The 13663-nt window shown below is 73.1% G+C and carries 9 protein-coding genes; 7 read left to right on the top strand and 2 right to left on the bottom strand.

Annotated elements, in window-relative coordinates; all coding sequences use genetic code 11:
• Nucleotides 1-166: 166 nt before the first annotated feature.
• Nucleotides 167-928 (bottom strand): GntR family transcriptional regulator, encoded by a 762-nt coding sequence (locus ACZ53N_RS10960; protein ID WP_469140594.1) that lies wholly within the window; start codon nucleotides 926-928, stop codon nucleotides 167-169.
• Nucleotides 929-976: 48 nt separating this feature from the next.
• Nucleotides 977-2317 (bottom strand): homogentisate 1,2-dioxygenase, encoded by a 1341-nt coding sequence (gene hmgA / locus ACZ53N_RS10955; RefSeq protein WP_469140593.1) that lies wholly within the window; start codon nucleotides 2315-2317, stop codon nucleotides 977-979.
• Nucleotides 2318-2642: 325 nt separating this feature from the next.
• Between hmgA and ACZ53N_RS10950 the strand changes: the two genes are divergently transcribed.
• The 7 genes from ACZ53N_RS10950 to ACZ53N_RS10920 all read left to right on the top strand — a co-directional run bounded on the left by ACZ53N_RS10950 (nucleotide 2643) and on the right by ACZ53N_RS10920 (nucleotide 13662).
• Nucleotides 2643-4931 (top strand): molybdopterin oxidoreductase family protein, encoded by a 2289-nt coding sequence (locus ACZ53N_RS10950; RefSeq protein WP_469140592.1) that lies wholly within the window; start codon nucleotides 2643-2645, stop codon nucleotides 4929-4931.
• A 120-nt stretch (nucleotides 4932-5051) separates the two neighbouring features.
• Nucleotides 5052-6509, top strand: coding sequence for a CitMHS family transporter (locus ACZ53N_RS10945; protein ID WP_469140591.1), 1458 nt, complete (start codon nucleotides 5052-5054; stop codon nucleotides 6507-6509).
• 281 nt (nucleotides 6510-6790) lie between these two features.
• Nucleotides 6791-8209, top strand: a complete 1419-nt coding sequence (locus tag ACZ53N_RS10940) for an aldehyde dehydrogenase family protein (protein ID WP_469140590.1) — start codon at nucleotides 6791-6793, stop codon at nucleotides 8207-8209.
• A 58-nt stretch (nucleotides 8210-8267) separates the two neighbouring features.
• The gene (locus tag ACZ53N_RS10935; protein WP_469140589.1) at nucleotides 8268-9362 is read left to right on the top strand and encodes a zinc-binding dehydrogenase; all 1095 of its coding nucleotides are present in this window, start codon (nucleotides 8268-8270) and stop codon (nucleotides 9360-9362) included.
• Between the two features lie 128 nt (nucleotides 9363-9490).
• On the top strand, nucleotides 9491-10111 hold the full coding sequence (locus tag ACZ53N_RS10930) for a TetR family transcriptional regulator (RefSeq protein ID WP_469140588.1): 621 nt from the start codon (nucleotides 9491-9493) through the stop codon (nucleotides 10109-10111).
• A 183-nt stretch (nucleotides 10112-10294) separates the two neighbouring features.
• Nucleotides 10295-10765, top strand: a complete 471-nt coding sequence (locus ACZ53N_RS10925; protein ID WP_469140587.1) for a hypothetical protein — start codon at nucleotides 10295-10297, stop codon at nucleotides 10763-10765.
• Complete coding sequence (locus ACZ53N_RS10920) at nucleotides 10762-13662, top strand: AfsR/SARP family transcriptional regulator (RefSeq protein ID WP_469140586.1); 2901 nt, start codon at nucleotides 10762-10764, stop codon at nucleotides 13660-13662. Before ACZ53N_RS10925 ends, ACZ53N_RS10920 begins: the two co-directional genes overlap by 4 nt.
• Nucleotide 13663 lies beyond the last annotated feature (1 nt).

Here is a 13663-nt window from a genome sequence, read left to right as displayed (position 1 = left end):
TGTGTAACCCCCCCCACCCCCCCTTCCCCCCCCCCCCCCCCCCCCCCCCCCACCCCCCCCCCCCCCCCAACCCCCCCCCACCCCCCCCCCCCCCCCCCCTCCCCCCCCCCCCCCCCGCTTCGGTGTGCCCGGCCCCAGCCCGGCGCGGCCCCGGCCGGGGAGCCCGTCAGTCCGTTTCCGCTTCCGCTTCGAGGGTGACGGTGAAGGAGAACCGGTCGCCGCGGTAGCGGATGCGCGCGACGTCGACCGCGCGGCCGGTCTCGTCGTAGGTGACGCCCGTGTAGTGCAGGATCGGGCTGAGCAGCGGCACCTGGAGCAGCCGGGCCGTCTCCGGGTCCGCCAGGCGTGCCTCGACGGTGTCCGTGATGCGGCTGATCCGCACCCCGACCGCGTCGCGCAGCACCTTCGTCATCGGCCAGCGGGCGAGGTCCGCGAGATCGATGCGCTCGGCCAGCTCGGGACGGACGAGGTTCTCCGCCCAGTTCGTCGGCTCGCCCGACTCCTCGTCACAGCGCAACCGCCGGTAGGCCACCGCTTCGTCGAGGTCCGGGAAGTGCTCGGCCAGGTCGGCGGGGACCGGGACGGGGCCGTGGCCGAGCACGGCCGTGCGCTCGCCGGACTGCTGGGCCACGATGGTGTCCACCGAGCCGAGCAGCCGCACCGGCGAACCGCGCCGGGCGCTCGGCTCGATGAACGTGCCGCGCCGACGGTGGCGGCTGATCAGCCCCTCCGCCTCCAGCTCCTTGAGCGCCTGCCGCATGGTGAGCACGCTGACGCCGTAGTGCTCGGCGAGGGCGTCCTCGGTGGGCAGCCGCAGCGGGTCGTGCGGGCGGCGCCCGAGTATCGAGGCGCGCAGGGACTGCGACACCTGATACCAGAGCGGCAGCTTGCGGTTGAGCGCGAGGGAGTCGGGGGCGAAGGTGGTCACGGGAACTCCGGCTCTGCTGCGGCACTGACGGCTGGGTCCTGCCGGGGGTTACGCCCCGGAGCCCCAATGGCGCTCCAGACCCTGCCACACCTCGTCGTACCCCTTCTGCAGATGCCCCGCGGTCCGCGCCTGCTCGGTCGCCGTCACCGGCCAGCGCGTCTCGAACATGAACGCCAGCCCGTCGTCCACCTTCTGCGGCCGCAGCTCGGCCGCGCTCGCCTTGTCGAAGGTCTCCCGGTCCGGGCCGTGCGCGGACATCATGTTGTGCAGTGAGCCGCCGCCCGGCACGAATCCCCCCTTGCCGGCGGTCTTCGCGTCGTAGGCGCCCTCGATCAGGCCCATGTACTCGCTCATCACGTTCCGGTGGAAGTACGGCGGCCGGAAGGTGTCCTCGCCGACCAGCCAGCGCGGCGCGAAGACCACGAAGTCGACACCGGCCAGGCCCGGGGTGTCGGACGGCGAGGTGAGGACCGTGAAGATCGACGGGTCGGGGTGGTCGTAGCTGATCGTGCCGATCACATTGAAGCGGCGCAGATCGTAGACGTACGGGGTGAGGTTGCCGTGCCAGGCGACGACGTCCAGCGGCGAGTGGCCGTACGTCGCCGACCAGAGGTTGCCGCAGAACTTGTTGATCACCTGGACGGGGCCCTCGATGTCCTCGAAGGCGGCGACGGGCGCGAGGAAGTCGCGGGCGTTGGCCAGTCCGTTGGCACCGATCGGGCCGAGGTCGGGAAGGGTGAACGGGCGGCCGTAGTTCTCGCACACGTAACCGCGGGCCTCGGGGTCCAGCAGCTCCACCCGGAAGCGCACCCCGCGCGGGATCAGCGCCACGTGCCCCGGCTCGGCGCGCAGCAGACCGAACTCGGTGCGCAGCAGCAGCCCGCCGCGCTGGGGGACGATCAGCAGCTCGCCGTCGGCGTCACTGAACACCCGGTCGGTCATCGAGGCGTTGGCGGCGTAGAGGTGCACGGCCATGCCCGTGCGCTGGGTGACGTCGCCGTTGCCGCCGAGGGTCCACAGTCCGGCGAGGAAGTCCGTGCCCGGGGCGGGCTCGGGCAGCGGGTCCCAGCGCAGCCGGTTGGGGTCCGGGACGGTCTCGGTGAACGGCGCGCTGCGCAGACCGCCGTTGTCGATCCGGGTGAACGGCGGGTGGGCCGCGGACGGGCGGATGCGGTAGAGCCACGAGCGCTGGTTGCTGTGCCGGGGCTCGGTGAACGCGCTGCCGCTCAGCTGCTCCGCGTACAGCCCGAGCGGTGCCCGCTGCGGTGAGTTGCGGCCGTGCGGCAGGGCCCCGGGGACGGCTTCGGTGCTGTGCTCGTTGCCGAAGCCGGACGAGTGGACCAGCCCTTCGGCCGTCTTGCGCGCCTGCTCGTTGTCCGTACCGCTCATCGCGTGCTCCCGCTGCCGGTGGATTCCTATGGAAGACCGTAGGATTCCTGACCGGGCGCGTCAATGGATCAGTTCACCGCGTCGCCGGCCGCTGGGCCGTGTCGCCCGCACCACCGCTGCGCCGCGGTGTCCTCAATCGCCGGACGGGCTGAAATCAGCCCGTCCGGCGATTGAGGACGCGCCCGCAGGGCGCTCGCCGCCGCAGGCGGCAGGGACGGTCCGCAGCCGAAAGAGCCGCCGACCAGGCAAGAGGCACAGGCGCCACCGCCGAATCGGTAGGGTCGGCCCGACCGAGCGTCACCGCCGCCGTCCCCGGGAGGGACCGATGAGCCGACCCCACAGCAGCGCCCCGACCGGCCCGGCGAGTGCCCTGCGGATCTGCCCGCTGTGCGAGGCCACCTGCGGGCTGAGCCTCACGCTGGAGGACGGGCGCGTGACCGGCGCCCGCGGCGACCGCGCCGATGTCTTCAGCCGGGGGTTCGTCTGCCCCAAGGGCGCCGCCTTCGGTGAGCTGGACGGCGACCCGGACCGGCTCGCCCGCCCCCTCGTGCGCCGCGACGGACGGCTGCGGGAGACGAGCTGGGACGAGGCGTTCGCCGCGGTCGCGCGCGGACTACGCCCGGTCGTCGAGGAGTACGGACCGCAGGCCGTGGCCACCGTCCTCGGCAATCCCAACGCGCACACCATGGCGGGGGCGCTCTACCCGCCGCTCCTGATCGGGGCGCTGGGCAGCCGCAACGTCTTCACCGCCAGCACGCTCGACCAGATGCCCAAGCACGTCTCCAGCGGGCTGCTCTACGGCGACGCGATGGCGGTTCCCGTGCCCGACCTGGACCGCACGGACCATCTGCTGATGATCGGCGCCAACCCGCTCGACTCCAACGGCAGCCTGTGCACCGCGCCGGACTTCCCCGGCCGCCTCAAGGCGCTCCGGCGGCGCGGCGGACGGCTCGTCGTGATCGACCCGCGCCGCACCCGCACCGCCGCCCTCGCCGACCGGTACGTGGCGATCCGGCCGGGCGCCGACGCGCTGCTGCTCTTCGCGGTGGTCCACACGCTCTTCGCGGAAGGCCTCGTACGCCCCGGCCCGCTCGATCAGCACCTCACGGGTGTGGACGAAGTGCGGCGGCTGGCCGAGGACTTCACCCCGGAGGACGTGGCCGGGGCCTGCGACGTGCCCGCCGAGGAGATCCGCGACCTCGCCCGCGAGCTGGCCGCGGCGCCCCGCGCCGCCGTCTACGGCCGCATCGGCAGCACGACCGTCGCCTTCGGCACGCTCACCAGCTGGCTGATCGACGTCCTCAACATCCTCACCGGCAACCTCGACCGGCCGGGCGGCGCGATGTTCCCGCTCTCCGCCACCGCCGCCGCGCCCCGCCCACCCCGGCCGGGCCGGGGCTTCGCCCTCGGCCGCTGGCACAGCCGGGTCGGCGGGCACCCCGAGGCGAAGTCGGAGCTGCCCGTAGCCGCGCTGGCGGAGGAGATCGACACACCGGGGGAGGGCCAGGTCCGGGCGCTGGTCTCCGTCGCCGCCAATCCGGTGCTCTCCGCGCCGAACGGCGACCGGCTCGACCGCGCCCTGGCCGGGCTCGACTTCATGGTCAGCGTCGACCCCTACCTCAACGAGACCGCCCGCCACGCCCACGTCGTCCTGCCGCCGCCCCCGCCCAGCCGCAGCGCCCACTTCGACTTCACCTTCAACGCCTTCGCCGTCCGCAACCAGGTGCGCTACACCCGGCCACCGGTCCCCCTCGGTGACGAGCGCCCCGATGAGGGGGAGATCCTCGCCCGGCTCGTCCTGTGCGCCGGCGGCCACCTGGACGCCGACCACCGCTCGGTCGACATCTCCGTCATCACCCGCACTCTGGGGAAGGCCGTCACCGACCCGCTCTCCCCGGTACACGGCCAGGACCCCGCCGCCCTCGCCGAGCGCCTCACCGGACATACGGGCGCCGAGCGACGGCTCGACCTGATGCTGCGCCTGGGCCCCTACGGCGAGGGATTCGGCGCCGACCCGGACGGTCTGACACTGGAGAAGCTGCTGGCCCACCCGCACGGCATCGATCTGGGGCCGCTCACCCCGCGCGTGCCCGAGCTGCTGCGGACCCGCAGCGGGAAGATCGAGCTGTGCTCCGAACCCCTCGTGGGCGAGGCGCTCCGGCTGCGGCGCTCCCTCGACGACGGTGCCGCGTCGCCGGACTCCCTCGTCCTGGTCGGCAGGCGTCATCTGCGCTCCAACAACAGCTGGATGCACAACGTCCCCGCCCTGACCGGCGGCAGCAACCGCTGCACCCTCCAGGTCCACCCCGAGGACGCCGCGCGGCTGGGGCTGCTCGACGGCGGCGGCGCGCGGGTCACGGGCGACGGCGGCACGGTGGAGGCGCCGGTCGAGGTCACCGACACGGTGCGCCGGGGGGTGGTCAGTCTGCCGCACGGCTGGGGGCACGACCGGCCGGGCACCCGGCTGTCGGTCGCGGCCGGCACCCCGGGCGTCAACGTCAACGCGCTGTCCGACGGCACTCGCCTCGACCCGCTCTCCGGTACCGCCGTGCTCAACGGCTATCCGGTGCGCGTCACTCCGGTCACCCTCACTCTGCGCGCATCAACCCCGTGACCTGGGGTTCTGCTCGTATTGCGCAGGTGTCAAGGCCTTGTGAACCCAAAGTTTGCGCACTTAGCGTCACCAGGACCGCCGTCCCGCGGTGGAGTTCAAAGGCGAACGTGAGGTTCCCGCATGCTGACCATCCTGGGCTTCGGCATGATCGCCACCTTCCTGGTGCTGATCATGCTGAAGAAGATGTCGCCCATGGCGGCGCTGGTGATCGTCCCAGCGCTGTTCTGCGTCCTGGTGGGCAAGGGCTCCCACCTCGGCGACTACGTACTCAAGGGCATCGGCTCCCTGGCGCCGACGGCCGCCATGCTGATGTTCGCCATCGTCTACTTCGGTGTGATGATCGACGTCGGGCTCTTCGATCCGATCGTCCGCGGCATCCTGCGCTTCTGCAAGGCCGACCCGATGCGGGTGGTCGTCGGTACCGCGGTGCTCGCCGCGATCGTCTCGCTCGACGGGGACGGCTCCACCACCTTCATGATCACCGTCTCGGCGATGGTGCCGCTCTACCGTCGCCTCAAGATGAGCCTGGTCATCATGACCGGTGTCGCCGCCATGGCCAACGGCGTCATGAACACCCTGCCCTGGGGCGGCCCGACCGCCCGCGCCGCCACCGCGCTCAAGCTCGACGCCGGCGATATCTTCGTCCCGATGATCCCCGCGCTGGCCGTGGGCCTGCTGTTCGTCATCGGCCTCGCGTACGTCCTCGGGCTGCGGGAGCGCAAGCGGCTCGGCGTCCTGACCCTGGAGCAGGCCCTGGGCCGGCCCGACGGCGAACCGGAGCCCGAGCAGGCGCTGATCGGCTCGGCCGGCGCGGGATCCACGGCGAGCGGTGCGGCGAGTGAGGCGGTGACCGGCTCGGCGAGCGGTGCGGCAGCCGACGGTCACACCATCGATGCCGGCGACGCCCAAGCCGGCTCCCAGGAAGACGAAGCCTCCTCCGAGATCCTCGACCCCCGTCGCGCCACCCTGCGACCGCGCCTGTACTGGTTCAACGCCGCGCTGACCGTCGCGCTGCTCACCCTCCTGATCCTCCAGACGCTGCCCATCCCGGTGCTCTTCCTGCTCGGCGCCGCCATCGCCCTGACCGTCAACTTCCCGCACATGCCCGACCAGAAGGCCCGTATCGCGGCCCACGCCGAGAACGTCCTCAACGTCTCGGGGATGGTCTTCGCCGCCGCCGTCTTCACCGGGGTGCTGACCGGCACCGGCATGGTCGAGGAGATGGCCCGTACGGTCGTCGACTCCGTCCCCGACGCGATGGGCCCGCACATGGGCCTGGTCACCGGCGTCCTGTCGATCCCGTTCACGTACTTCATGTCCAACGACGGCTTCTACTTCGGCATCGTGCCGATCCTCGCCGAGGCCGGCGCCGCCCACGGGGTCTCCCCGCTGGAGATCGCCCGGGCCTCGCTCGTCGGCCAGGCCCTGCACATGTCGAGTCCGCTCGTGCCCGCCGTCTATGTGCTCGTGGGCATGGCGAAGGTGGAGTTCGGCGACCACACCCGATTCACCGTCAAGTGGGCGGCGCTCACCTCCCTCGTCGTCCTCGGCGCGGGCATGCTGTTCGGCATCATCTAGGGGTTCGGCCGCAGGCGCCCTGCGGGCGCGTCCTCAATCTCCCCCGGCTACCGCTGGGAGGTGCCCCCGGACGGGCTGCATTTCGCAGCCCGTCCGGCGATTGAGGACACCGCCGCGCAGCGGGGGTGCGGACGACATACGACCTGCAGCCCGCGCCCGAGCGCACCGTCCCCTGGCGTACCAAAAGCGTTCGGCGTTAGCGTGAGGCGCGTACGGGCATCGAACGGGCGCGCGAAGGTGAGGCCGCCCGCGGCCCTGCCCCGATACCGAGGAGACGGCCAGTGATCGCGCACGACGGGATGTTCATCGACGGCGAGTGGCGGCGCGCGGCCGGCCCCGACACGATCGAGGTCGTCAACCCCGCCGACGAGCAGGTCATCGGCACGGTCCCGGCCGGTACGCCCGAGGATGTCGACGCCGCCGTACGGGCCGCCCGCGCGGCCCTGCCCGGCTGGGCCGCCACCCCGCCCGCCGAGCGGGGGCGGTACCTCGCCGCCCTGCGCGACGCGCTCGACGCCCGCCGCGAGGAGATCGCCGCCACCGTCGTCGCCGAACTCGGCTCGCCCGCCCGCTTCGCGCAGCGGGTCCACACCGGCCTGCCGATCGCCGTCACCGGCTCCTGCGCGGAACTCGCCGCGACCCACCCCTTCGAGGAGAAGATCGGCAACTCGACCGTTCTCCACGAGCCGGTCGGCGTCGTCGGCGCCATCACTCCCTGGAACTACCCCCTTCACCAGGTCGTCGTGAAGGTCGCCCCCGCCCTCGCCGCGGGCTGCACGGTCGTCCTCAAGCCCGCCGAGGACACCCCGCTCACCGCCCGGCTCTTCGCCGAGTGCGTCGCCGCCGCCGGGATCCCGGCGGGTGTCTTCAACCTCGTCACCGGGCTCGGCGCCGTCGCCGGCCAGGCGCTCGCCGAGCACCCCGGCGTCGACCTCGTCTCCTTCACCGGGTCGACGGCGGTGGGCAAGCGGATCGGCGCCATCGCCGGCGCGGCGGTCAAGCGCGTCACCCTCGAACTGGGTGGCAAGTCCGCGAACGTCATCCTGCCCGGCGCGGACCTGGCCAAGGCCGTCGCCGCCAATGTCGCCGACGTCTGTCGCAACACCGGCCAGTCCTGCAACGCCTGGACGCGGACGCTCGTCCACGCCGACGACTACGAGGAGGCCGTCGCCCTCGCGGCCGAGGCGGTCGCCGCGTACACCCCCGGCGACCCCGCCGACCCGGACGTCCGCCTCGGCCCCCTCGTCAACGCCGCGCAGCACGCCCGCGTCCGCGGCTACATCGACCGCGGCGTCGCGGAAGGCGCGCGGCTCGCCGCGGGCGGCTCCGACGTCCCGGAGGGCCGCGAGAAGGGCTACTTCGTGCGCCCGACCGTCTTCGCCGACGTCACCCCGGAGATGACGATCGCCCAGGAGGAGATCTTCGGCCCGGTCCTCACCTTCATCAAGTACACCGACGAGGACGAGGCGGCCCGCATCGCCAACGGCACCGTCTACGGGCTGGGCGGGGCCGTCTGGGCCGCCGACGACGCCACGGCCGCCGCGTTCGCCCGGCGCATGGACACCGGACAGGTCGACATCAACGGCGGCGGCTTCAACCTGCTCGCGCCCTTCGGCGGTCACAAGCAGTCGGGCATCGGCCGCGAACTGGGCACGCACGGCCTGGCGGAGTTCCTGCAGACGAAGTCCCTGCAGTTCTGACCCGACCGGTCACCACCGGCCCCGGTCGAGCCGACGTAGAGGTAAGGGAAGGCCCGTCATGATCCGTGCCGCCGTACTGTCCGCCGTGGGTGCCCCGCTCCGGATCGCCGGAATCGAGCTGCCGTCGCCCGGACCCGGGCGGGTCCGGGTCAAGCTCGCCGCCGCCGGGGTCTGCCACTCCGACCTCTCCCTCTCCGACGGGACGCTGCGCCAGCCCGTGCCCGCCGTCCTCGGCCACGAGGGCGCGGGCACGGTGACCGAGGTCGGCGAGGGCGTGACCCATGTGGCGCCCGGCGACCGCGTCGTCCTCAACTGGGCGCCGTCCTGCGGTGACTGCCACCTGTGCGGACTCGGCGAGCCCTGGCTGTGCGCCGACGCCGGTTCCACCGCCACCGTCCCGTACGCCACGCTCGCCGCCGACGGCTCCTCGCTCTACCCGGGCCTGGGCACCGCGGTCTTCGCCGAGGAGACCGTCGTCCGGGCGAGCGCCGTGCTGCCGCTGCCCGAGGGGGTTCCCCTGGTGGAAGCGGCGCTGCTGGGATGCGCGGTGCTGACCGGCTACGGCGCGGTGCACCACAACGCCCGGGTGCGGGCGGGGGAGTCCGTCGTGGTGTTCGGCGTCGGTGGAGTGGGGCTGGCCACCCTCCAGTCGGCGCGCCTGGCCGGCGCCGGGACGATCGTCGCCGTCGACGTGTCACCGCGGAAGGAGGAACTCGCCCGCGCCGCCGGGGCCACCGACTTCCTCGTCGCGGACGACACGACGGCCAAGCGGATCCGTGAACTCACCGGCGGCCACGGCGCGGACGTCGCCATCGAGTGTGTGGGCCGGGCCGACACGATCCGTACGGCCTGGTCCGCCACGCGCCGGGGCGGCCGCACCACCGTCGTGGGCATCGGCGGCAAGGACCAGACGGTGACCTTCTCCGCCCTGGAGCTCTTCCACTTCGGGCGCACCCTGTCGGGCTGTGTCTACGGAAACAGCGACCCGGCCCGGGACCTGCCCGTCATCGCCGGGCATGTGCGCGCCGGGCGGCTCGACCTCTCCGCCCTGGTCACCGAGCGGATCGGGCTCGACGGCATCCCCGCCGCCTTCGACGCCATGCTCGCGGGGCGCGGCGGCCGGGCGCTGGTGGTCTTCCCCGAAGCGGGGTAGCCACCGTGCCGCGAAGGCATGATTCCCGGACACGGCCCGTCCGTACCCTAAGCGCTTGCTCACCTTCGCGGTATGGTGTTCGTTCTGTCGGAACAGGCCCGTGGCGGGCCGGGAGAGCGGGGCGTGCGATGGGCGCGGAGGCGAAGCGGGCCGAGGAGTGGGCCGACGTCACACCCGATGCCGCCCGGCGGCTGGTGACCGCGGCTGTCCAGGCCTTCGCCGAGCGCGGCTATCACGCCACCACCACGCGCGACATCGCCGGGCGGGCCGGTATGAGCCCCGCCGCGCTCTACATCCACTACAAGACCAAGGAAGAGCTGCTCTACCAGATCAGCGGCGTCGGCCACCGGCTCGCGCTCGACATCCTCCGCCGTGCTCGGGAGGGCGAGGGCAGCCCCGCCGAGCGGCTCGCCGAAGCCGTGCGGACCTTCGTCCGCTGGCACGCGGAGCACCACACCACCGCCCGGGTCGTGCAGTACGAGCTGGGGGCGCTCGGCGAGGAGCACCACGAGGAGATCGTCGGGCTGCGCCGCGCCTCGGACGCCGCCGTCCGCGCCATCATCGAGGACGGTGTGGCGACGGGCGACTTCGACGTCCCGGACGTGCGCGGCACCACGCTCGCCGTGCTGTCGCTGTGCATCGACGTCGCCCGCTGGTTCAACGTGGACGGCAAGCGCACCCCGGACGAGGTGGGCGAGCTGTACGCGGGACTGGTCCTGCGCATGGTGGGGTACGCGGGCCAGGAGTGAGGCGTCCCGCTCAGCAGTTGCGGACGTACCAGACGGGCGTCCGGTTGTGGCTGGAGCCGGCGGAGTGGACGCCGGGCGTGTCAAAGAAGCGCAAGAGGTCATTTAGCGCTCATCAATCGAACGTGCATCGGCCGCCGCGAGAGTCGTGACGTGATCGCTCACCCCACAACCGAAGGGCCAGCCATGCGCAGCAGACTCTCCCGCCGTATCGCCGCCGTCGCCGCGACCACGGTGGTCGCCGCCGCCGGAGTGATGGCGACCGGCGGAACGGCATCGGCCGACCGGAATGACGCCCAGGGCGTCATCTGGAACAACGAGTCCCTCACCAAGGGCTCGCACATCAGGAACGGCAACGCCCAGCTCACCTTGCAGGACGACGGCAACGTCGTCGTCTACACCACCGGCGACAACTGGGCGCACCGGACACCGGTCTGGCAGACCGGCACGGTGGGTTGCGGTGACCGTGCCGTGATGCAGTCCGACGGCAACTTCGTGGTGTACGGACGGGACAACCGCGTGTGTTGGGCCAGCCACACCGCGCAGAACGAGATCGGTACGAACTACCCGGTGATGAAGCTCGGCCTGTACTCCGACGGCACGCTGAGGGTCTTCAGCGAGGCCCCCTACATCATTCAGGTCTGGTCGAGCCGGTGACGCGAGAGCTCCGGTTCTCCCTCCTCGGCCCGGTGCGGGGCTGGAGCGGGGGCGACGAGCTGAACCTGGGCAGACCGCAGCAGCGGGAAGTGCTCGCGGTTCTGCTCGGCGCCGCCGGACGGACAGTGGCGATGCCGCTGATCGTTGACGGGGTGTGGGACGAGGGCGACCGTCCCGCCAGACCGGAGCATGCGATTCGTACGCACATCTGGCGGCTGCGCCGGGCCCTCGACGAGCACGGCGCGCTGGTGCTGGAGAGGGTCGGCGACGGCTATGCGCTGCGGGTCGCCGAACGCGCCGTGGACACCTGGTCGTTCGAGGGCGCCCTGGCCGCGGCCGAGGAGGCGCGGTCCGTCGACGGGGCGGACCGCGCCCGCGAGATCCTCGACGCGGCCCTCCGGCTGTGGGCCGCCGAGCCGCTGGCGGGCCTGCACGGGCCGGCCGCCAGGGCGTCGCGCACCCGGCTGTGCGGAGTCCGGCAGGCGCTGCTGGAGGCCCGGCTGGAGCTCGACGCCGAGCTCGCGGACCGGCCCGGACTGGCAGCGGAGGCCGGCGCCCTGGTGGTGGAGTACCCCGCCAGCCAGCGGCTGCGCGGGGTGCAGATGCTGGCGCTGTACCGGTCGGGCCGCCAGGCCGAGGCGCTGGGGGTCTTCGAGGACACCCGGCGGTTCCTCGGAACGGCCCGGCCCGGCGAGGCGTTACGGGAGCTGCACCAGCGGATCCTGCGTTCGGATCCCTCTCTCAGGCTCCCCGGACCGGCACACGGCGTCCAGGCCGCCAGGCCGCGCCCGGCCGCGCTGCCGCGCGACATCGACGACTTCACCGGCCGCCGGGAGCAGGTGGAGACGCTCGCCGGAATGCTGAACAGTGACGCGGTGGCGGTCGTGGTATCCGCGATCAACGGCATGGCCGGCGTCGGCAAGACCACGCTCGCGGTGCGCACCGCCCGCGGGCTCGGAGACAGGTACCCGGACGGGCAGCTGTACGTGGACCTGCGCGGCGCCGACCGCGACCCGGCCGACCCGCGGGCCGTGCTCGGCACGTTCCTGCGGGAGCTGGGAACCGAAGCGAGTGACGTCCCCGACGGCTTGGCCGAACGCGTCGCGCTCTTCCGCTCGGCACTGTCGGCACGGCGGGTGCTCCTGCTGCTCGACAACGCGGCGTCGGGCGACCAGGTGCGCCCGCTGGTCCCGGGCGCGGCGGGCTGCGCCGTGCTGGTGACCAGCCGCGCCTGGCTCACCGGGCTGGAGGGCGCGCGGCACATACGGCTCGACGTGATGCCGCCCGGGGAGGCGCTGGCGCTGCTGCGGCAGATCATCGGCGCCCGCCGCGTCGACGCCGAGCCGCACGCGGCGGCGGAGTTGGCCGACGCCTGCGGGGCGCTGCCCCTGGCGCTGCGGATCGCGGCGTCCCGCCTGGCCGCGGAGCCCGGCCGGCCACTGGCGGACATGGTCCGTCTGCTCACGGACGAACGGATCCGCCTGGACGAGCTGCGCAGCGAGGACGCGGCCGTGGAGGCCGCGTTCGACCTGTCGTATTCCAAGCTCACCGGCGAACAGGCGAGGGCCTTTCGGCTGTCGGCGGTTCTGGACGTGCCGGACTTCGGGCCGCCGTGCACGGCGGCGCTGCTGGGCCGGGACGCGTACGACCCGGAGGACACCGAGGAGCTGCTCGAGTCGCTCGTCGACCTGAGCCTCCTGGAGTCCCGCAGGCCGGGCCGGTACCACTTCCACGACCTGGTCCGTGCGTTCGCGCGGGCCAGGAGCGCCCGCGAGGACACCCCTGGGGAGACGAGCCGGGCCTTCGCCGGGCTCCTGGACTTCTGCGTGGCCACCGCCCGCAACGCCGACGCGGTCGCGCACTCGGTGGAACCCGCGGAGCGTTCTCTCATCGACGCGCCGATGACCTCGACGGGCCTCCTCTTCGGCACCGCCCAGGACGCCACCGACTGGATGCGGGAGGAAATCCCCGTGCAGCGCGCGCTGGTCGACCGCGCCTGCGAGGACGACGGCCTGTCGCTGGTGCAGGCAGCCGACCTCATGGACAAGCTGAACACCGTACTGTCGGGGATCACCCACCTGTCCGCCGTGGCCGAACGGGCCGAGCGGGTCGCCGGTGCCGCCGCGCGGCGCGGCCGCCCGGACGTCGAGGCCCTGGCCCGGTACGTACGGGGCAACGCCTTGTGGCACGCGAACTCCTACGCCGAGGCCGGGCCCGAACTCGCCCGTGCCCTGGAGCTGTGCGCCGGTGGCTTCGCGCGGCTGCGGGCGTCGGCACACCTCACGTTGTGCGCGAACGCCCGCGTCCACGGTCACTTCGACGAGGCGGTCGGCCACGGCGAGGCCTCGGTACGGCTCTTCCGCGAGCTCGGTGCGGAGATCGCGGAAGGCACCGCACTGGGTGAGCTGGCCTTCAACTACGCCCGGCAGGGCAGGCTTGCCGAGGCCCGGGCCGCGGCCGAGCGGGGTGCGGAGCTGGTCGGCGGCCGGGACTCGGTATCGAAGGCCATCGGGCTGTACTACCTGGCCCGGGTCCTGCGCCTGTGCGGGGACGGGAACACCGCACTGGGCCGGGCCCGGGACGCGCTGGAGATGTTCCGCGCCCTGGGTGTGACCGCCTTCGAGGCGGCCACGGGCACCCTGATGGCCGAAGTCCACGCGGAAGCCGGGCACTACGCCCTCGCGGCGGGAACCGCCGAGGAGTTCATGCCGCCGGCCCGGCGGACCAGCGGCATGCTCGAGGGCGCTCTGCTCAGGGTGCTCGGGCGCAGCCTGTGCCATCAGGGACAGGACGCGAGGGCGAAGGCGTGCCTGGAGGCCGCCCTCGACCTCTTCGAGCGGCGCGAGGCCCGAGCCGACGCCGAGGAGACCCGGACGTTGCTGGCAGGCCTCACGTGAG

This window comes from Streptomyces sp. NPDC033229, from assembly GCF_055576875.1.
This window is presented reverse-complemented; position numbering and strand designations above follow the sequence as displayed.